A 20,173-nucleotide genomic window follows, 5' to 3' on the forward strand; every position below is an offset into this window, starting at 1 on the left:
GGGTAGGGGGACATTTCAGGTGATCCCCCCCATTTCCAGCGCCAATCCCAACCCCAGCAGGCGGTCATCTTGCCCACGCGCCATCACCAGTTGCACGCCGACATATTCAGCTTGGGTGGGCAGGGCCAGCGCCGGAACCCCCAGCAGACTGAACGGCGCAGTCAGGCGCAGCACGGCGCGGCGCAGGGGCAGCGGGCCGCCTTCCAACTCTGCGGTGTCTTGCCCGATCAGCGGGGGCGGCGTGGGCACGGCGGGGGCCAGAAGCACATCAAACCTGCTCCAGAGGGCGTCGAGAAGCTCTCGGTGGTCGGCGCGGCGGGCGTGAGCAGCGTCCACCTCTGCTGCCGCAAGTGCCGCCCCCTGCCGCAGCAATCCCAGCGTAAAGGGGGTAAAACCGGGGTCATCCTGCCGCAACGCCTCCCGGTGAACCTGTGCCGCTTCACTCAGCACAATGGGGGTGTAGGCGTCCAGCATCTCGGGGAGCACGGCGGGGGAGAGGTTGGCCCCTACACCCTCCAACCTTGCCGCGAACGCCTCCACCGCTTCCCGCACCGGGCGGTCTGTCCAGCCTTCCGGCAGCCACAAGCCCACGCGTAAGCCTGACCAAGCTTGGGCTTCAAGTTGTCTTCCAGTCAGGGCAGTGTGGACACGGGCCAGCGTTGTCACATCCCGCGCCAGTGGGCCTGCATGGTCACAAGTGGGACTGAGGGGCAGCACGCCCGCCAGCGAATAGTCGGGATGATCCTTGCTGGGCTTGAACCCCGCCACGCCGCACCACGCCGCCGGAACACGGATACTGCCGCCGGTATCGGTGCCGAGAGCAAAATCCACCTGCCCCCCTTTTTCCCCAGCCAGTGCCACGCTGACCGCTGCCCCGCTGCTGCTGCCGCCCGGACTGTGCCCCGGCAACGTGGGGTGTTCGGTGCCGCCGTAGCCGTTCATGCCCGTGATGCCCAGCGCGATTTCATGCAGGTGTGTTTTGCCCACCGCCGAGGCTCCCAGCTCCAGAAGGCGGCGCACCAGCACGCTGTTCCCCGGAGCGGGCACAGGGGCGCGGGTGCTGGCGGTCAGGGGCCAGCCCTCCACGCCGTACAGGTCTTTGACGCTGAAGCGCAGGCCCGACAATGGCCCGCCTGCCTGCCCTTCTCTCGGCTGAGCCGGAAGGTAGGCCCAAGCCCGCTGCGGGTCGGAGAAGTCGGGGGAACCGGGCAGGCGGGAGCCGTCAGCACTCATGCCCACAGCCTACAACCCACCGCCCGCGCCACTCAGAACGGCAAGATTGCAGGCTGCTTCCACACGCCCTGTGCAAGCGTGAACGGCCCGAAAGTCGGCTGACCCAACACGCCCAAATCAGCCGTGAACGTGCCGTCTAAGCGGTAGCTGGCTTCCTGCCCACGCGCAATCTTCAGGAACGTCGCGCCTGTACTGACCGTGAGGGGCAGGCTGAGGTTGGCGTCCTGCACCGCCTCGCCGCGAGCAGGCAAATTTACGTTGGGCAGATTGATGGTGCCCACGTCCTGTCCATCCAGAATCAGGCGGGTAGCAATGTTGGCAAGGCGCACAGGCACCCCGTTGGGATTGCCCACCTTCACACGCAGGGTAATGTTGGCGGTGGGCGTGCCCAGCAAATTCAGGCTGTTCAGACGGGCGCTCTGTACCTCGAAGGTAGGCACCTGCACCGCCTGTTGCAGGGGGGCGCACCCCACGAGGGCGGCAGAAACGGCGGCGACGGGCAACAGGAGGGGACGCATGGCCTAGGCTAGCGTGCTGACCGGGCGGGTGCCTGACCCGTTTCTGAATGCGGGGTGTGACCGCCCCTGCTCTGTGCCTGCCCGCCTGCTACCCTGACCCGCATGAAGCAGATTCGGGCAGGCAAAAGGACGACTTTGGTGCTAGGAGCGGCCCTGCTAGGCAGTACGGCGGGCGCAGTGGATTTGGATTTTGGGGTCGCCTATCAGATAGATACAGGCCGCACGGGTACAGATGTGATTGGTGGGGGAAGTGTGTGGCAGCAGACCACCGCCCGCGTCGGCGTGTCCAATTTTGGTGTGCTGGGCGGCACTCCCTTCGCAGGCACACTGTCGGCGGGCGTGTCCAACCGGGCCGTAGACGTGGGCTACGCGCTGGGGCTGTCGTTGCCGCCGCTGGGGGCCGTCAGTTCCCGCACCGATCTGGCGGTGACGTGGCAGGGTGGCCTGCGTCTGTCTTCCCGCGCTACGGGCACGGCAGGCCCGGTGGCGCTGAACGCCGGGGCCAGCTTCTTCACCACCTCGGCCACCGCCGTAGACCCGTTGGCTGCGTGGACATTCGCGCCCACCGATCTACGGAACCGGGGATTCACGGCGGATCTGACCGCCCGCTACCGGGTCAACCGGACGCTGGTGGCTGTCTTGGGCGGAGAATTCGGCGCACAGAATCAGGGCCTCGTGGGCCTAGAATCCCGGCGTGACCTGACCCGCGTATTGCCCGCCAGCGAGGGCGACGATCCCACACTGGAGCCTGCCACCGAGCGCACCGGAACCCTGACCTTCCGGGCAGGTGCACGCGCGGGGCAAGACATTCTGGGCGTCACGGGCGGCCTCACCTACGCCACCGAAGAGGGCCTGAGTCTCGGCCTAGATGCGCTGGCGGGGCGCGGCCAGACCGGTTCGGGCCGCACGGGTCTCACCTATGGCCTGAGCGCCAGCGTCTCTGCCCCCGGCTTGCTGGGCGAGGGCAGCAGCCTGCGCCTGTATTCGGCCTATGAGCCTTGGCGCACGGCCAGCGCACCGTTGCGCGTGGGTGCAGAAGCCAGCTTGCCCCTCGGCCCCGGTGAACTGAGCCTTGACGTGCGCGGCGGGCGCAACCCGGATGGCACGGCAGGCTTCGGCGCTCGCGTGGGCTACCGCTTGCCACTGGGCGGAAGCGGTTCGGACGGCTCTGATTCTCCTCAAAACAGCACGCCCTGACGCATTCTGGCGTCCGCCCAAAGATGCACACCCAGCGGTTAAACCATGCATCAGCCCGTGCGGTTCCTTCTCATGAGAGGGCGCGAGATACTGCCGCCATGAAGAACCTGTTGCTCCTTCCCGTGCTGGCGCTGGCGGCCCTGTCGTCCGGCGCGGGCGCACAGACTGCCCAAGACATCCTCAACCGCGTAGACAGCGCCCAGAAATCGGCCAAAGACGTATCGTTCCGGCTCAGTGGAACGGCCAGCCTCGAAAGCTCGGCCCAAAAAATTGACCTGACCGTGAAGAGCATTCCAGCCCAGAACGTGGCCCGCCTGCAATTTCTCGCGCCCGATGCATTGGCCGACAACGTGGTGGTGGCCGACAAGAACGAGGTGCGCCAGTATCTCTTCCTCACCAATCAGATCACCGTGACGCCCGTGAGCAAGGTGACGGGTTCGGCGGGCTTCGGCGGGCTGGATTTCACGCAGCTGAGCAACGCGGCCACCCTGCTCAGCCAGTACAGCGTGAAGCTGCTGGGCACCACAGGCGCGGCGGGCAACCGCTTGTTTCAGCTGGAAGCCACACCCAAAGGCACAGGCAGCACCGACAAGGCCCGCGTCTGGATCACCGAGGCAGGCTGGAGGCCCACGCGCCTGCAACTCGTCAGCAGCGGCAACAAAGTGCTGGCCGACCTGAACGTGTCCAGCTACAAAATCAATGGAGGCCTGACGGCTGCCAAGCTGCGTGCCCTCCCCAAAGACGCCGAAATCATTCGCCAGTAACCGCCAAGCGTAACGGACGACCATCAGATTCAAACAGGGGAGAGGGGGCCACGCGCCTCCTTCTCCCTTTTGGTTGGCGTTGAGTGGGGTTCATAGCCCACAGCCATTGGCCAGAGCCAGTAGAAAGCCAAGCAAAAGCCCCCGCACATGGGCAGGGGCTGGTCGGTGAAGGCCTTCTGGGTGGGGCTTAGTTCAGGACGCGTCGTGCGCCGTTGTAGCGGCTGGCCCAGTACACATTGCTGAACAGCGGCTCGATCACGGTACGGCCCCGGTAGCTGTTGGCGTTGGCCATCATGCCGTCGCCCATGTACAGCCCAACGTGACTGGCGGTGCGTCCCATCGTATTGAAGAACACGAGGTCGCCTGCACGCAGGTCGCGGCGGCTGACTGGGCTGCCGGAGCGCCACTGGGCGGCGGCAGTGCGGGGCAGGTTGATGCCCAGCGAGCGGAACACGTTCATGGTGAAGGCGCTGCAGTCGATGCCGTAGCCGCCCGTGCCGCCCAGCACGTAGCGGATGCCCAGCCAACGGTTGGCCGCGCTGCGAACGAAGACGCCGCCGCGAGTGGGAGCAGCGGCGGCTTGGGGGGCAGCGGGACGGTTGACCACAGGGGCCGCACTGCCGCCGATATTCAGGCGCTGGCCGATTTGAATGGTGCTGCTGTTCAGGCGGTTCAGCTTCATCAGCGTAGAGGCGTCTACGCCGGTGGCGCGGGCGATGGAGTACAGGGTATCGCCAGATTTAACGGTGTAGGTGGCGGCCAAGGAGCTGGAAGTGCTCAACGCGGCGGCAATCATCAGGACTCGGAAGGCATTCATCGACTCCCGGAGTTTATCCCATCTTTATTTATTTGGCCTTAATCCATCGGGGAAAACCGGTATTTTATGCGCCTATACGGTCTCTATGCGTGCCCAAGATTTCAGATTGTGCCTGTTTACGCGCCTTTATCTCAATGTTCTCAGAAACTGGCTCATTTCTGATTTCAAGGTTAAGGTGTGATGCTGGGCAGGTTTTGGGGCAATGCCGAAAAGTCGTTTTCTCAGAATTCTCATGATGCAAATTGGGCCTCGCAGTTCAGATGACTCGGTCACGGCGGCCCCGGCCCACGCTTATACTCTCGCCAATCGCCGCGTTCCCGCGTGCTTCCTTCGCCCGTTCCTGACCGCTGCCCTCAGCTGGAGGCTTGATGAAAGAAACCATGAGTACCGAACAGATGTTGCAAGGCCTGAAACACTACCGCCGTATTGCCCGTCAGGACATGCTGCGCGCCCCCGAAACACCCCACCCAGACGCCTTTTTGGCCCACGCCGAAAGCCGCCGCGCCCTGTATGTCGCCCTCGGCACGCACGCCGAAACGCACGCTCCCAGCGACGTCGTGGCTCACGCGCTGGAGCTGTATCAGGCCATTCCGTTTTCCACGGGCACGGCTGAACACGAGTACCCTGACCTGAAGGGGCGCGAGAACGCTCTAGAAAACTTCTTTTTGTTGGTGGGCCTCGATCCCAAAACCCGCCGCGAGGCCCGCAGTCGCCGCCCGAAAATGGATGCTCCGGCAGTCGCGGCCTCTGCTGCCGATGCCCCCAGCGAACTTACTTCCGGCTGACACGGCAGCCTCCGAACCGTCACCTGATTGACGCTGTGTCGCGGCGCGGCGCGTTATGGTTTGGGGCATGACGGCCCCGCACCCGTTTCCCCCCGACTTGGCGCTGGCCGACGCTGCCGCCCTGCAAGCCCTGGAGCTTCAGGCCAAAGGATGTACGGCTTGCAAACTGCGCCCCGGTTGCACGCAAGTCGTGGTGGCCGACGGCAATCCGCAGGCCCGCTTGGTCATCATCGGGGAAGGGCCGGGGGGCGACGAAGACCGCTTGGGCCGCCCGTTCGTGGGCCGCGCCGGACAATTGATGGACAAGATTCTGGCCGCCGTGAACCTCACGCGGGCTGATACTTACATCACCAACATCGTGAAATGCCGTCCCCCCGGCAACCGCGCCCCCGAACCTGACGAAACCCAGATTTGCACCGAGCTGTGGCTGGAGCCTCAGTTGGCCCTGCTGCGCCCGCAGATTATTCTGAGTTTGGGTAATACGCCCACTCAGTATTTGCTGGGCACTCGGCAGGGCATTACGCGCATTCGCGGCACGTGGCACCCCTTCCGGCGTGACGGTTGGACGTATGACGCCCTGCTGATGCCCATGTTTCACCCCGCCTACCTGCTGAGAAATGAGAGCCGTGCGGCGGGCGGCCCCAAGAGCCTCACTTGGCGCGATATTCGGGAGGTGGCCGCTGTGCTGCGCGGGGAAAAGGAGCCGGAAGGGTTGGTGAAGCCGGAGCCTGCGGATATGGTGGGGCAGCCGGGGCTGTTCTGATTTAGGTTTGGCTTATTCGGCTTCTCTCACGGTGGATTCCCCCACCCCCCAGCCCCCTACCCCCAGAGGGGGCATGGGGAGTGGTCGCTCCGCTGAGGAGGATTGATCTTGTCGCGTTCTGAGTCGGCTTCTTCGCTCGTTTGAAGCGGAATTGCTAGTTTCCTCCGAGATGGAATTGGCCCGCCCACTGCGTAGACGACGGCCTCACACGCACTTGGGCGGGGACGATATTTGGGGGCGGTGTCGTGGTGTTCGCACCTGTCTTTATGGGGAAGGTTTGGGGACTCGTAGAGCTGCGAAGCAGAGAGGGTGAATGAGCAAAGCGATTGCCCTTGACCTGCCCTTAGGCCCTCAGATCCTAGACCCTCAGACTTCCCCACTTACCGCCCCGAATTCAATACATTTCTCGTTCGCTCAGGCAGGGCGGCACGTTCGGACGGCAGCAGTTGCACACGGGGTTTGCGGAAGGTCAGCGACAAGTAGATTTCGGCCTGTTGAAGCAAAAATTCGCGGTAGCCTTGGCCCACCGAATCCGGCTTTGGCCCGCTGCGGACGCATTCCAGCGCCAGCAAATCCAACTGGCTTTTCAGTTCCTCCAGCGCCAATGTGCGGGCCGCGTTCATGCCGCTGTCTCCCAGTGGCCCCGACAGCGTGGGCAATCGCTCTGGCAGGCGCATCAGCAGTTTGGCGGCGCGTTTCACGTTGGGGTCTTCCAAGGAGAGGGTGCAGGCGCGGCAGGGCTGTTCCTTGCTGGCCTCGTTGCACACGGGGCAAGGCCGCCACCCCTGTTGCTCGCGCCATTTCCGCGCCCGCGTGATGGCTTCGGCGGCCCGCAGCGCGGCGGGAAGGAGTTCGCCGTCTATGCCTTTCACCAACGCCTGAGCGCGTTCCAGATCAGGCGCGGGCAAAGGCGCGGGCGTGGGGGCCGCCGCTTTGGTGGTGCTGCGAATCGTGCCCACGCTAAAGCGGATTTCGTTGATCGGATGGTCGCCCAGCAGGGCATTCAGCGCCTTGAGGAAGTGGTGGCGCTGCATGCTGAGGTGGTGGGCGGTGGCACTGTCGCGTACCTCTACAAACAGCGTAGACCCTTGCTGAGAGCGGGGCCGCGTGAGTTTGGCGATCTCTGGCCCCACCGCCTGCGGCCAAGCCAAAATCGCCCGCGCCCGCTGCACGCCTTTGGCAATCCGGGCCGTGCCCAGCGTCGCGCCCATCAGCTCGGCAATGCCTAGAGTGCCGCCCCAGCGCCGGGTTTTGCTCATGCGCCTGCCTCTACTCTGTCTACTTCTACTCTGTCTGCTTCTACTGGGTCTGCCTCTAAGGGCCGAAAGTCTTCCAAGTCAGTCACCTGATCTTCGGGCATAAAGCGGCCTGCGTGCGCCCGCAACGTCAGCACAGCCCCCGGCGCTCGCTCGGTTCCAGTCACGATGGCCTGCGGCACACTGGCGGCAAGGTCTAGCAGAAAGGCGCGGCGGGTGGGATCAAGTTCAGCGCTAAAGTCATCGATCAGCAGCACAGGCTTTTCTCCAAATTTTTCCGACAACAGTTCCAGTTCGGCGCGGCGCAGGGCCAGAGCAACGGTGCGGCCCTCGCCTCGGCTGGCATATTCGGACGCGGCGAAGTCGCCCAATGTCAGTGTGAGGTCATCGCGGTGTGGCCCGGTCACAGTGGCTCCGCGGGCCAGTTCCTCGCCCCGGCGGGCGCTGAGGTCGCGGGCGTAGTGTTCGGGCGTGGTGGATTCGGTGAGGGTCAGCTTCAGCGGTTTGCGGCTGCCCAGCGCGGCGTTCGCTTCGCCCGCCAGTTCGTCCAGCCGGGTCAGGGCGCGGCGTCTGAACAGCATGATTTCGCCGCCCAGCTTCAGTAGCGAGTCGTCCCAGACGTGCATGGCCCATTCTTCGCCGCCTTTTAGGGCCGCATTCCTTTGGGACACTGTGCGCTCATAGCGGGCCAATTGCTCGCCGTAGCGGGCGCTGATGCGCGAGAGCAGTGCGTCCAGATACGCCCGCCTTCCGGCAGGGGGGCCGAACACCAGTTCGCTGTCTTCGGGCCGAATCCACACGGCGCTGCCACGCGGCAGGTCTCCGGTCTTCACCCGCACGCCGTCCACCTTCAGTTGCCGCCGCCCGCGCCCCAGCCCCACTTCTTGCACACTCAGGCTGCCGCCCTGCTGCAAATCGGCCCGCACATACGCTTCTTTTTCGCCCGACTGCACCAGTTGCTCTAAGCGGTTCACATCGGTGAGGCCAGTCAGGGCCAGATACGCCGCTTCCAGCAAATTGGTCTTGCCCGCCCCGTTTTCGCCGTACACGCCCGTAACCCCCGCCGGAAAATGCAGCGTATCGGGCGCGAGGTTGCGGTAGTTCAGGGTAGACAGGGACTCCAGATGCACGCCCCCCATTCTACGTTCGGCGGCGGGGAAGAAATGGGGTGTGGGTTGTGGGGTCTAGGGTGTGGGTCAAGCTGGAGCTTATGCTTTCTCAATGTCCGGTTCCCTGTCTGACCTGCTGATCGTCACACCCCATCCCTCCGGCCAGCTCCCCGCCGACGTGCTGCACGATATGTTGGGCGACGACGCGTTCGACACGGCCAAGCGTGCCGCCTTCCTGCGCCGCGTGTTTTTGGAAGGCGATCCCTTCACCGATCTGATTTACCTCGTACCAGGGGCGGGGCATGTGCAGGCCGCGTGGAGCCGCTTTGCCGTAGACCTGAACCGTGACCGCGCCGACACCGCCGACAACGGCGTCATCAAGGTCATGGATTTTGACCGCTCGCCCCTGTATCCGGCTGACTTTGCCCTGTCACCTGCCGCCCGCGAAAGCCGACTACGCCGCCTCTGGGACACCTTCGACGCGCAGGTACAGGCCGAACTGGCGGGCAAGCGCCTGATGATCGTGGGCCACAGCATGGCTCCGTATGGCCCCGCGCTCAGCCCCACCCCCGGCGTGCCGCGCCCTGGCATCACGCTGATGCTGGGCAGCGCCGCCGCGCCTACCTTTCCGCGTGCCCAGTGGGACGCGCTGCAAACCGTGTGCGCCCAAGCGTTTTCCCCGTTGCTGACTGGCGAATTTACCCGCGTTGCAATTGGCGATCCGTGGGAGACCGATACGCTCAGCCGCAACCACTATGACCGCACGGGCATTCCAGCGTTCGGGATAGAGGTCAATGCGGGCCTGTACTTGCGGGATGGCGAGGGGCAAGATGGGGCGATTCGGGCGCTGAATGGGGCGTTTGGGCGGTTCGCGGCGGGGGCTTTGGCGTTGGTTTGAGGGAGGGTTGTTGGTCTTGTCCCACGGCGGATTCCCCCACCCCCCGGCCCCCTACCCCCAGAGGGGGCATGGGGAGTGTCGCTCCGCTGAGGAGGATTGATCTTGTCGCGTTCACACTCGGCTCAACCGTTCTTCTAAAGCGGAGCTGCCAGTCGTCTTGACATTGGAATTGGCCCGCGCGTTGCACGCACGACGGCCTCACACGGGTTCGGGCGGGAACGGTGTGGGGTGGCGGTGTCGGGGTTTTAGCTCCCTCCACCTTGAGGGGGGAGGGTTGGGGAGGGGGTGAGTGAGCGCAGCGATTGCCCTCCATCTGTTCCCACTGACCACTACCCACTCACCACTTCCTGCTCTAAGCCTCCCGGCTCGCCAATTCCCGCACCGCGCCCACCAAGCGTGCAGCGGCTGTCTGATCCGGCGCGTCCTGCAACGCCTGTTCCAGCAGCGCGATGCCTGCTTTAGCCTGTGCATCGGCGTAGGCCTGCGCGTAGGCCACGCTGCCGCTGTCTAAGAGCCAGCGGTGAATGTCGGCAATGGTGGCGGCGTCTTTGGCGGGGCGGCCCAAGTGCATCTGCTCCAAAAAGATGTCCTTTTGCTCTGCCGAAGCGGTCTGAAGCCAGTGCAGCACGATCAACGTTCGCTTGCCTTCCAGAAGATCGCCGCCGATTTCTTTGCCGTATTTGGCCGGATCGCCCAGCAGATTCAGCACATCGTCCCGAATCTGAAAGGCCGCGCCCAGAGCCAGCCCAGCCGCCGTGAAGCGTTCGTCGGGAGCCAAGCCTGCCGCCAGTGCGCCCAGTCTGAGGGGCACGATTACCGTGTAGTGGGCCGTTTTCAGGCTCACCATTTGCAGGTAGTCGGCCTCTTTCAGCGTCCATTCACGGCGCTCCACCCACGCCAGATCAAGGTGCTGGCCTTCTGCGGTGCGGTGAATCATCGCCAAGAATTCTTCCATCGCTCCCGGCACGCCTGCCCGGTGAACGGCGGCCCACATATAGGCGTGCAGTGCGTCTCCGGCGTTAATGGCGAGCGCCACCCCATGCAGGCGGTGCAGCGCGGGTTGGCCCCGGCGTTCCTCGGAGTCGTCTTCTATATCGTCGTGAATCAGCACCCAGTTCTGAAACAGTTCCAGCGCGGTTGCCAGCCACAGGGCGCGTTCCCAAGCCGCCGTGCCCACCCCTACGCCGTGCGCCCCGGCACTCGCCAGCAGCAATTCGCTGCGAATGCCTTTGCCGCCGCGTATGGGGTAATCGCGCAGCATGGCAAAGTAGCGGGCCAGTTCGGGATGAGAGGCAGCAGTGGGCAGCAGCGAGAGGGCGCGTTCTAGTAGTTCGGGGCGCATGGAGCGTCAGTGTAGAGCGGCGGGCGGGGGAAGGGAAACAGTGAAGGGAAATGGGGACGGGAAACGCCGCCTAGCCCGGAAGGGGAGAGGTGGGGAGAAACATAGGTATTACGTTCTTTAAGGATGACACGAGAGGTGAGCGTAAGGAGTGTAACATAGTAATTAATGATTGCGATTTTTTATCAGAACGATTATTTTGTATATCACTAGCACCAATGCGACTCCTGCAATCCAAGACGTTGTAGTCTGATTATTTTCTAGAGAGTCTTTAAGCAGAGTGAGGAAGAAAATTACCGCTAGAGCTGGCACAAGATACCTCTTCATTTCAGTACCTGTTATCCTTAGTAGCAGTACGATATGCATTCTTGGCCTGCATCTTTGCAAAGTAGTTCGCTGCTGTAAGCAGCACCTACTAGTGCCCATGCCACACAGGCTCCACCTAAGTTCGCTGTCAGAGTACATACGAGAGCAGTAGCTGTGCAAGGGCCTGGAAATATACTACATATAGGGGCTTTATCGCGGCATACATAGACCCATGTGCAACCGCATGACCCGCCACCGTTACCGTCGGAATAGCAGGGTTGAGAGTTGGTACTACTCTCTTCAGACTTTGACGACTTGTCATCCTGTTGCTTGAGCTGCCCCCACACCGTCTTCTCCGCCTCAACCCCGCCCCAGCCTGCTTGTGCTTGGGCTGTCGTCGCCACCAGTGCGATGACCATCAACACTGCTCTCCACAGGTTCTTCATCTCTTGCCTCCCATTGAGTGGAGGCCGCCTAGTCCGGAAGGGGAGAGGCGGCGCTGGGGATTTCGGATTCACTTGCCTTGTCGTCTAGTTTTAATCCGTTCTACGATGAGAGCTAGGATGACAGATGTAGCTATAACGAGTGCACTTAAGGCAAAATCGCGTGTGTTGCCGTATATTGTTGCAGACAAGACGATGGAAAATATAAAGCTCAATCTAATAAGCTTTGATTTAACCATTACTGCATCCTAAAAGAATTCCTGCAATGAAACCTACATGTTCTATAGATAGGATCATATTCTCGGTGATCAGTCACCATGTAAGGAACCTGTCGTGCGGCGAAAATCTCTGTACAGGCAAGAGTGGCTTCAGCAGTGGTGCCTAGTGCCAATCCACAGCCCCATCCGGCAGACGCAAGGCACACGGCAGCCGAAATTACGCCGCCCCCGCCGCCCGCAATAACGACGCAAGAGGAACGCTCCAGAAAGTTTTCGTCACGGTATTCTACGTAAACATTGTCTGGACAGGCGGAAGTGCCGCCCCCACCCTCGCCGCCATCGTTAGAAAACTGATGTGGCTGACCATCGTCCTGACTCACTTGCCCCCACACCGTCTTCTCTGCCTCAACCCCGCTCCATCCCGTCTGTGCTTGGGCGGTAGTCGTCACCAATGCGATGACCATCAACACTACTCTCCACAGGTTCTTCATCTCCTGCCTCCTATTGAGTGCCGCACGCTGGCGGTTGGCTCCGTCTTCAGTCCTGCGTCTGCCTATTCCAGCGGTAATTTGCCTGCCTCGAACGGATTGGCTCCCTGTACCGCAAAGCCAGCGCCGCGCCACGTAATGTTCCCCTTGCCGTTCACCAAAATTTGAGTGGGTGTGCCTTCTGCCCGGTAAGCGTTAAACAGTTTTGTACCCGCATCTTTGTCTGCGGCGTCTTCGACGATCCTCAGATTGTTGGGCGCGTCCGCGAATTGCTTTTTCACGGCGTCTAGGTCATTGGGGGCCACGATCCACACGGCAACGTTGGGGTTGGCGCGGGCATAGGCCAGCAGGTGCGGCAATTCTTCGGTACAAAAGTGGCAGGTGGCCGAATGGAAAATCAGCAGATGGTTCTTGCTTTGGCCCCACGTCACCCCCGGCAGGGCGGCGGCGGGGCTGCCCACGCCACCGGGCACGGTCAGGCGCGGCAATGGCTTGGCGGCCAGCAGCGCCGTGCCGAGGCTGCGGGTTTCGGCGTTGGTCAGCGTGCCTTCATAAAAGCCCTCGATGGTGCCACGCGAATTGACGTACAGCACGGCGGGAATGCTGCGTAAGGCCAGTGCCGCGATGCTGCTTCCGGCGGTGTCGGCGTACACCGTAGACCGGAGCGCAAAGCCGCTGAGGTACTCGCGCAGGGCGGGGCTGTTTTGCTCTGTCACCAGCGTCACGGCCAATTTGGGGTTGGTTTTTTGCAAGGCCGAGAGTGCGCCGAGTTGTAGGCTGCACGCCGCGCAGTCGGGCTGAGCGAACACGTACACGGTGGGCTGTCCGGCATGGGGCAGGCGGGTCGTGGAAATTGCCTTGCCAATCCACTCTGGGCGCGGCGTCCCGGTAAAGGCCAAAGCAGAATTGGATGCAAGCAGAATGCCCAGCAGCACAAGCTTTTTCATGCCCAGAGGATAGATGACCGGGTGGATGGAAAGCTATCCGTCAGTTGACGGAGAAGTGTTCAGTCATTAGATAAAGATGGCCTTATCAACCCCCAATACAGTTGCGCCGCTTCGTGTCTGTTCCGAACGCCCAACTTGGTCAGCACCGACGACACTTGGGTGGCAACGGTGCGAATGCCTTTGCCCGCGTGCTTGGCGATGTCTTTGTTGGTCAGGCCCGCCGCCAGCCCGCGCAGCACCTTGCGTTCACAGGGCGTCAGGTGGGTGGTCAGGGGTGGGCCAAAATACAGCAGGCAGTCCGATCTGGTGGGAAAAGCGGCTAACAGTGTGTTCACATCGGGCACGCATGGGCGGCAAATCAGCGCGGCAGGCAGGCACTCCAGCACGTCTTGCAGGTACGGTTCACCCTGACAGGAAGTCAGCACCACCAGACCTTGTACGTCTGTTTCTAGGGCAAGGCCAGTGGGTTCGTCATAAAAGATGGAGGAGGGGGGCGACGACATGACTGGGGCATTCTACTGACTGACCTGTTAGAACTGTGCCGCTAGAAACGCGCCGCCTTCCGCTCCTACACGTCTCCATCTTTCGTCCCGCGCATTCCTCACGCGGCTTCTCTAGACTGGCCCCAGATGTCGTCTGCCACTTCTGCCCGTGCGCCTGCTTACCTGCGGTATCTGCTGTTGGGCGGCGTGTTGGCCCTGCTGGGCAGCCTGTTCCTGATCCCCGAAGTCCGGGCCTTTTTCGCGGCTGGTTCTGCGGCTCTGCGTTCTTCCAATCCGGCGGTCACGCATGCTTGGGTCAACGGCCTCGGCTGGGCTGGCCCACTGGCCCTGATCGCGGCGTTCGTGGCTCAGGCCGTTATCCCAGTGCTGCCCGCTTTGGTCATGACTGCCGTTACCGCCCGCGCTTACGGCCCCGTCGAAGGCTTTTTTATCGTGTACATCGGTACTTTGCTGGGCGCGGCGGCGGGCTACTGGCTGGGGCGCGGTGTCGGAGACCAGTTGGTCAGGATGCTGGCGGGCGAGCGCACCCGCAAACGGGCCGAGGATTTTGCCCTCAAACACGGCGTTCAGGGCGTGCTGATGGTGCGCCTGATGCCCATTCTCAGCGCCGACGTGATGAATTTGGTGGCTGGCGCAGCCCGGATGCCATTTCGCCCCTTCCTGTTGGCAACGGCGGCGGGCGCGTTTCCGGTCACGCTGTTGGTCATTTGGCTGTCTGGGTCTACGTCGCGCATGGTCTGGGGTTTGGGCGTGCTGTCGCTGTTGGTAGCGGGTGTGGCAGGCGGGCGCACTTGGCTGGGCAGGCGGCGAGCGGCGCGGGCTGGGTCGGCTTCACCCGCACCTGAGTCCCAACAGGATTGAGGGATGAGCGAGAGTGGAGAGAAGTCGGCGTCGCGTGTAAACCCCCCAGTCTGCTTCGCAGCCAGCCCCCCTTAAAGGAGAGCGCAACAGCACTTGTCCTCCCCTCTCCTGCGGAGCTTTGCAAGTCTAAGGGGGGGCGTTGCAGAGCAACGGGGGGGTTCACCTTCCAAGTCCGCCCCTAATCGCCCCCACCTCACTCCTAAACCGCCCGGTCATTCCCCTGTCAGGTAGACTGCCTCACGGTTGCGCCGATCTGCCCAAAGCCTGAGGGCAAGCGGGCGGCGGCGCGGGCGGGAGGATCATGACGGAAGACACGCAAGCGGGGCAACAGGCCTCCGCATACGAACGGGCAGGCGTGAGCATCGACGCCGGACACCGGGCTGTGGCCCTGATGAAAAATGCGGTGGCACGCACGCACACGCCCGCTGTTTTGGGCGGTATCGGCGGCTTCGGCGGGCTGTTCCGGGCGCAGTTTACGGGCGCAGACGGCCAACCGATGACCGATCCGGTGCTGGTCGCCTCTACAGACGGTGTGGGCACCAAAACTAAAGTCGCGGTGCGGGCGGGCAAGTTCGCGGGCCTCGGCGCAGACATCGTGAACCACTGCGCCAACGATATTCTGGTGCAGGGCGCACGGCCCCTGTTTTTCCTCGATTACGTGGCGATGGGGGTTTTACGGCCCGAAGCGGTGGCCGAAGTGGTCACGGGCGCGGCAGAGGCGTGTGAGGCGCTGGGCGTGGCCCTGCTGGGCGGCGAAACTGCCGAGATGCCGGGCGTGTATATAGAAGGTGAACTGGACATCGTGGGCACAATTGTGGGCGTCGTAGATCGGCCCAAGCTGATCGACGGCTCTCGCATCTGCCCCGGTGACGCCGTGATCGCCCTGCCCAGCAGCGGTCTGCACACCAACGGCTTCAGCCTTGCGCGGATGGCGCTGAACGGTCTGGACTGGCAAGAAGCCCGCGCCGACTTGGACGGGAAGTCGTTGGCCGAGGTGCTGCCGATTCCGCACCGTGCGTATGGCCCCGCCTTCGATGCCCTCACCGCCGCCGATGTGGACGTGCGCGGCATGGCCCACATCACGGGCGGCGGTTTGGTCGACAATCCCCCGCGCATCTTCCCGGCGGGCGTGGGGATGCAGATAGACACCGATTCTTGGACGGTTCCGCCCCTCTTCGAACTGATTTTGGAACGCGGCAACGTGGCCCGCGCCGAAGGCTTCCGCGCCCTGAATATGGGCGTGGGCTTCCTGTTTATCGTGCCAGTGGCACATGCTGAAGCGGCCCTGAGTGCCCTGCGAGCCGCCGGGGAAACGCCGTGGGTGATCGGCACCATGATGGAGGGCAGCGGCGTGCAGTTCACGCGCCAGCCAGAAGGGGTGAGTTCTTGAGTTCCGAAGCCCCCCGCAAACGCCTCGCGCCGTTCGGTTTTACGCCTCCAGACCGCGCCACCGCCACCGAGTTTTGGGTTGTCCGGCACGGCGAAAGTACTTGGAATGCCGATGGTAGGTATCAGGGCCAGACCGATGTGCCCCTCAGTCATATCGGGATTTTGCAGGCCGCCAGTCTGGCCGAGCGCCTCACCGGACTGCATTTCGACGCCGTGTACACCAGCGATCTCGTGCGGGCCTCGCAAACGGCAGACGCGGTGGCTGAGCGCTTGTTGGGCAATCCGCCTGTACAAGCCGATCCCGGCCTGCGTGAAATTGACGTGGGCGAGTTGTCCGGCCTCGTTATTGCCGACATTCGCGCCCGCTTTCCCGACTACCTCAGTACCCTGATCCGCGAACCTTGGGCCACCCGCAGACCCGGCGGCGAGAGCATGGAAGACCTGTTTGCCCGCTGCGGCGCGGCCTTTGATCGGCTGCGGGCGCGGCATCCCGGCGGGCGCGTGCTGGTGTTTACGCACGGCGGCGTGGTGCGTGTGGCGGTGGGCTTGGCGCTGGGGGGCGTGCCTGCCAACGCTTGGGCACGTCTCAGCGTCACCAATACCTCCATTACCCGCGTGCTGCTGGGAGAAAACAGCGGCACCCTGCTGGGCTTCAACGACGACGCGCATCTGGAAGATTTGCTAGAGGCGACGGAAGCCGACGACGTGCTGGGGCAGGCGCAGTGAGGGGCCGGAATCCGATTTGTCTCTCTGGCCCTCAAAGAAGCTGACCATGTCTGCCCCTGACCCACACTCCACGATCCACACTCCACCCCCGTCTTTAGAATCCCGCTTTCGCTCCGGCGACCTGCGTGCGTTGTCCCGCGCCGTTACGCTGGCCGAGGCTAGCTTGCCCGCCGCTCGGCCCCTGCTGCGTGCTGCACGCGAACAGGCCGCCCAAAACTTTATTGCACAGAAACCCAGTATCGTTTTGGGCATCACGGGTAGCCCCGGCAGCGGCAAAAGCACCCTCACCGACGCCCTGATTTCGCACCTGCGCGGGCTGGGGCAGCGGGTGGCGGTGGTGGCCGTCGATCCCAGCAGCCCCTATTCGGGCGGCGCGATTCTGGGAGACCGGATTCGCATGCTGCGCCACCACGCCGACGCGGGCGTATTCGTGCGGTCTTTGGCGAGCCGGGGGGCACTGGGCGGCCTGTCTGCCCGCACGATGCAAGTGCTGGCGCTGCTGGAGGGCGCGGGCTTCGATTGGGTCATCTTGGAAACGGTGGGTGTGGGGCAATCGGAAGTCGATGTGGCCTCGGCTTGCGACCACACGCTGCTCGTGCTGACCCCGGCGGGCGGCGACGGCGTGCAGGCCTTCAAGGCGGGCATCATGGAAATTGCCGACGTGATTGCCGTGAACAAAGCCGACTTGCCGGGTGCAGACCGCACCGTGCGCGAACTGGTGGCCGCGCAGGGCCTCGGCGCACACGACGAACACACTTGGTTTGCGCCCATTCACAAAACGGTGGCGGGTGCGGGGCAGGGGACGCTAGAGCCGACAGGGATCGCTGAATTGGTGGCGGCAGTGTTGGCCCACCGTGCCCACCTCGGCGCGGAAGGGCTGACTGAACGCCGCACCCGCCGCGCCGAATTCGAGGTTCGCTCCTTGGTGCAAGAACGCCTGCTGCGCCGCGCCCGAGCCACTAGCGCCGACCTGTATGCCCGTGTAGCACGCGGAGAACTGGACGCCGATGCTGCGGCAGATGCTTTGCTTGGCGGTGAATTGACCTGAAGCATCGTCAACTCGCCCCCATCCTCTTTATGTTCCTGATCGTGCAGCGGCTCCTCGAACTGCGGCTCGCCCGTGCCAACGAACGCTGGGCGCGGCAGCAGGGTGCGGTGGAATACGGCCAAGCCCATTACCCGTTGTTTTTTGTGCTGCACCCCACTTGGATGCTGGCCCTGCTCCTAGAAGGCCGGAGCGCGGGCGGGCGCGTGCAGTGGCCCATGCTGGCGCTGTTCGTGCTGGCGCAACCGCTGCGGTACTGGGTTATTCGGACGCTGGGCCGCTACTGGAATACCCGCATTCTGATCGTGCCAGGCGGAAAGCGCGTCACAGGCGGGCCGTTCCGGTTCATGCCGCACCCCAATTACGCGGTAGTGGCCCTAGAAATCGCCGCCGCACCGCTGGCTGTGGGTGCGTGGCGCACCGCGATTGCCTACACGGTTCTGAATGCCGCCCTGCTGCTGCTGGTGCGCCTGCCCGCTGAAAACGCGGCCCTCAAAGCCTACAGCGGTCATCATACGGACTCCGTAGCAGACCTCGGTTCATCAGACAGCACAGGCTTGAGTGCAAGTACTGACTTTGAATCGCGTGGCCCACCGTGAGGATTCATAGCCCGCCACCACTCCGAGTACGATTTTCTTAGCGGGCCATGCTCTGGGGTGTGCGGCGCTCGAAGACCAAGCCCACCGGGGTATCGGCCAGTTGCACTGCCGACAGTACCGTGACGCGCTGCAGTTCCAGCCGAATCCGGCCAGCGGCGTTGGTGCGCTCCACGGCCACCACCACGGCAAGAACCCTCAGGCCTTTGGTGGCGCACAGCAACATCGTTTCCAGCTCGGCCAGCCCGTCTGTCAGGTGTTCGGTCACAATCACCACGTCTCCGGTCAGGCGCTCGGCCTGCGGCAATGTCCAGTGGCCCGTGGTGGCATGTCTGACGGCGTGCAGCGCCACTACGCCGCGTGTGTAGGCCAGCAATTCGGCCAGTTGCTGAGCGCCGGGCAAAGCGATGATCCCATCAAATTCGGGCAAGAGTGCCCCAAAACGGCCCGCCAGTTCTGTCCAGTCTTGGGCTTGCAGTCCTGCCAGACGTGCCCGCACCCCTTCCTCAGAGGGCAGGGCGGTTGCGATCACTTCCCGGAACTTCAGAGCCATATCCCTAGAGTACGCCGCAACTAACGTTGTCCACCAAATACTTCACCTGAATTAAGTTCAGCGCTTTATTTAATGGGGGGTGGGTGAAGTAGGTGGCCATCAAGCTCAACTCTGACCGCTGGCCCGCAGTTCTGGACACGACTCGGGTGAGGGCCGCACTCAGGCCGCAGCAAGGGGAGTAGGGTACACACCATGCAGGCTCCCGTTTCCTCCTCTCCCTCCACAGCGCAGGACGTGACGCAGACGGTCACGCGGCAGGCCACCGCCGTCGCCCTGGCCGTGACCGCGGGCCACTTCATCAACGACGCTTACGGGGCCATGCTCACGCCCCTCACTCCGGCCTTGCAAAGCAAATTTGGGGTCAGTATTGCCGCCGTCACCCTGTTGTCCAGCGTCTTTTCACTCACCAGTAGCGTGATGCAGCCCCTGCTGGGCATCGTCGGGGAACGACTGGATCGCCGCTACGCCGCCGCGCTCGGCCCGCTGATGACCGGCATCGGCCTCACCCTGATGGGCTTCGTGCCGTGGTTCGGGGCGTTGGTGCTGCTGGTGGCGGTGGCAGGCTTCGGCAGCGGCTTTTTTCATCCGGCGGGGGCGGCGTATGTGGCCCAGAACAGCCCACCCGACAAACGCGGCCTGTGGGCCAGCATTTTTAGTGCAGGCGGGACGGGCGGCATGGCGCTGGGGCCAGTCTTCGCGGGCGTGGGCCTCACGCATCTGCCGTGGTTTGCCCTGATCGGGGCCGTCATCGCGGCCATTACTTTCGCGGTCACGCCGTCCGGCAAACAGAGCAGCAAGCGCGTGGGGGCCGCCGAATATCTGCGAATCTTCCGGGGGCCCATCGTGTGGCTGTGGGGCATGGCGGTGCTGCGCTCTCTAGCGAGCATGGGCTACAACGCCATGTTGCCGTTTATGCTGCTGGCACGCGGGTTCGGGGCGCGGGAAGTGGCCCTGACGCTGGGGGTGTACGCCGTCGCCAGCGCCATCGGGGGCATCGTGGGCGGGCGCATCAGCGACAAGCGCGGGCGGGTTCCCGTGCTGCGGGCGGCCATTCTCACCACCATTCCGTTTTTTGCCGTCCTGATTCTGAGCAGTCCGGCCAACTGGTGGTTTTATCCCCTGACCTTTGTGGTAGGAGCCGCCGTGAACGCGAGCATCCCGGTGGGCGTGGTCACGGCGCAGGAATACGCGCCCGGTCACGTGGCCGTCGCCAGTTCCATCATGATGGGTTTCTCGTGGGGCTTCGCGGGCATCCTGATCTTTCTGGTGGGCGCGTTGGCCGATGTCACCAGCCCGACGACGGCGGCGTTGGTCAGCCTCAGCCTGCTGATTCCCAGCGCTCTGATCGCCTACAGGTTGCCGGAACCGGAGCGGGCGGCGTTTAAGTAGAGAGGAGGACGTAGGGCAAAAAAGTGGAAC

At 63.4% G+C, this 20,173-nt stretch carries 20 protein-coding genes; 11 read left to right on the plus strand and 9 right to left on the minus strand.

From position 1 onward, the window contains the following. Positions 1-15: 15 nt before the first annotated feature. Both SU48_RS05855 and SU48_RS05860 read right to left on the minus strand, forming a co-directional pair. Complete coding sequence (locus SU48_RS05855; RefSeq protein WP_064014433.1) at positions 16-1,233, minus strand: amidase; 1,218 nt, start codon at positions 1,231-1,233, stop codon at positions 16-18. A 32-nt stretch (positions 1,234-1,265) separates the two neighbouring features. Continuing rightward, positions 1,266-1,751 (minus strand): LEA type 2 family protein, encoded by a 486-nt coding sequence (locus tag SU48_RS05860; protein ID WP_064014434.1) that lies wholly within the window; start codon positions 1,749-1,751, stop codon positions 1,266-1,268. Between the two features lie 102 nt (positions 1,752-1,853). Between SU48_RS05860 and SU48_RS05865 the strand changes: the two genes are divergently transcribed. Beyond that, entirely contained in the window at positions 1,854-2,948 is a 1,095-nt protein-coding gene (locus SU48_RS05865; RefSeq protein WP_064014435.1) for a hypothetical protein, read from the plus strand. 98 nt (positions 2,949-3,046) lie between these two features. Further along, positions 3,047-3,712 (plus strand): outer membrane lipoprotein carrier protein LolA, encoded by a 666-nt coding sequence (locus tag SU48_RS05870; RefSeq protein WP_064014436.1) that lies wholly within the window; start codon positions 3,047-3,049, stop codon positions 3,710-3,712. A gap of 187 nt (positions 3,713-3,899) precedes the next feature. Here the strand turns inward: SU48_RS05870 and SU48_RS05875 are convergent, their stop codons facing one another. Then, the gene (locus SU48_RS05875) at positions 3,900-4,529 is read right to left on the minus strand and encodes a C40 family peptidase (RefSeq protein ID WP_064014437.1); all 630 of its coding nucleotides are present in this window, start codon (positions 4,527-4,529) and stop codon (positions 3,900-3,902) included. Between the two features lie 368 nt (positions 4,530-4,897). On the opposite strand from SU48_RS05875, the gene SU48_RS05880 reads away from it, so the two are divergent. Together SU48_RS05880 and SU48_RS05885 are read left to right on the plus strand one after the other, a co-directional pair. Beyond that, positions 4,898-5,314: a hypothetical protein gene (locus tag SU48_RS05880; RefSeq protein WP_064014438.1), complete on the plus strand. Its 417-nt coding sequence runs from the start codon at positions 4,898-4,900 to the stop codon at positions 5,312-5,314. 67 nt (positions 5,315-5,381) lie between these two features. After that, on the plus strand, positions 5,382-6,077 hold the full coding sequence (locus tag SU48_RS05885) for a uracil-DNA glycosylase (RefSeq protein WP_064015880.1): 696 nt from the start codon (positions 5,382-5,384) through the stop codon (positions 6,075-6,077). 380 nt (positions 6,078-6,457) lie between these two features. On the opposite strand, the gene SU48_RS05890 is transcribed toward SU48_RS05885, so the two are convergent. Together SU48_RS05890 and recF are read right to left on the minus strand one after the other, a co-directional pair. Then, entirely contained in the window at positions 6,458-7,336 is an 879-nt protein-coding gene (locus SU48_RS05890; RefSeq protein ID WP_064014439.1) for a DUF721 domain-containing protein, read from the minus strand. Next, complete coding sequence (gene recF / locus SU48_RS05895; RefSeq protein ID WP_082869691.1) at positions 7,333-8,472, minus strand: DNA replication/repair protein RecF; 1,140 nt, start codon at positions 8,470-8,472, stop codon at positions 7,333-7,335. The genes SU48_RS05890 and recF overlap by 4 nt, the downstream gene beginning before the upstream one ends. An 82-nt stretch (positions 8,473-8,554) precedes the next feature. Here recF and SU48_RS05900 point away from each other — a divergent pair, with 82 nt between their 5' ends. Then, positions 8,555-9,340 (plus strand): N-formylglutamate amidohydrolase, encoded by a 786-nt coding sequence (locus tag SU48_RS05900; RefSeq protein WP_064014441.1) that lies wholly within the window; start codon positions 8,555-8,557, stop codon positions 9,338-9,340. Positions 9,341-9,692: 352 nt separating this feature from the next. Here SU48_RS05900 and SU48_RS05905 read toward each other — a convergent pair whose 3' ends face one another. From SU48_RS05905 to SU48_RS05915, 3 genes are all read right to left on the minus strand, one after another. Beyond that, a complete protein-coding gene (locus SU48_RS05905; protein WP_064014442.1) occupies positions 9,693-10,682 on the minus strand; it encodes a polyprenyl synthetase family protein in 990 nt (329 codons plus the stop codon). 1,517 nt (positions 10,683-12,199) lie between these two features. After that, on the minus strand, positions 12,200-13,081 hold the full coding sequence (locus SU48_RS05910; RefSeq protein ID WP_064014443.1) for a TlpA family protein disulfide reductase: 882 nt from the start codon (positions 13,079-13,081) through the stop codon (positions 12,200-12,202). 59 nt (positions 13,082-13,140) lie between these two features. Continuing rightward, entirely contained in the window at positions 13,141-13,584 is a 444-nt protein-coding gene (locus SU48_RS05915) for a response regulator transcription factor (protein WP_064014444.1), read from the minus strand. 126 nt (positions 13,585-13,710) lie between these two features. Here SU48_RS05915 and SU48_RS05920 point away from each other — a divergent pair, with 126 nt between their 5' ends. From SU48_RS05920 to SU48_RS05940, 5 genes are all read left to right on the plus strand, one after another. Further along, complete coding sequence (locus tag SU48_RS05920) at positions 13,711-14,445, plus strand: TVP38/TMEM64 family protein (protein WP_064014445.1); 735 nt, start codon at positions 13,711-13,713, stop codon at positions 14,443-14,445. 301 nt (positions 14,446-14,746) lie between these two features. Then, positions 14,747-15,835: a phosphoribosylformylglycinamidine cyclo-ligase gene (purM, locus tag SU48_RS05925; RefSeq protein ID WP_064014446.1), complete on the plus strand. Its 1,089-nt coding sequence runs from the start codon at positions 14,747-14,749 to the stop codon at positions 15,833-15,835. Continuing rightward, complete coding sequence (locus tag SU48_RS05930) at positions 15,832-16,560, plus strand: histidine phosphatase family protein (protein ID WP_064014447.1); 729 nt, start codon at positions 15,832-15,834, stop codon at positions 16,558-16,560. The genes purM and SU48_RS05930 overlap by 4 nt, the downstream gene beginning before the upstream one ends. Before the next feature lie 46 nt (positions 16,561-16,606). Next, a complete protein-coding gene (gene meaB, locus SU48_RS05935; protein WP_064014448.1) occupies positions 16,607-17,608 on the plus strand; it encodes a methylmalonyl Co-A mutase-associated GTPase MeaB in 1,002 nt (333 codons plus the stop codon). Between the two features lie 29 nt (positions 17,609-17,637). After that, positions 17,638-18,204 (plus strand): isoprenylcysteine carboxyl methyltransferase family protein, encoded by a 567-nt coding sequence (locus tag SU48_RS05940; RefSeq protein ID WP_064014449.1) that lies wholly within the window; start codon positions 17,638-17,640, stop codon positions 18,202-18,204. Between the two features lie 37 nt (positions 18,205-18,241). Here the strand turns inward: SU48_RS05940 and SU48_RS05945 are convergent, their stop codons facing one another. Further along, positions 18,242-18,754, minus strand: coding sequence for a hypothetical protein (locus SU48_RS05945; RefSeq protein ID WP_064014450.1), 513 nt, complete (start codon positions 18,752-18,754; stop codon positions 18,242-18,244). A gap of 192 nt (positions 18,755-18,946) precedes the next feature. On the opposite strand from SU48_RS05945, the gene SU48_RS05950 reads away from it, so the two are divergent. After that, a complete protein-coding gene (locus tag SU48_RS05950; protein ID WP_064014451.1) occupies positions 18,947-20,143 on the plus strand; it encodes an MFS transporter in 1,197 nt (398 codons plus the stop codon). Positions 20,144-20,173 lie beyond the last annotated feature (30 nt).

It is taken from the genome of Deinococcus puniceus, from assembly GCF_001644565.1.
GTDB classification, from domain to species: domain Bacteria; phylum Deinococcota; class Deinococci; order Deinococcales; family Deinococcaceae; genus Deinococcus; species Deinococcus puniceus.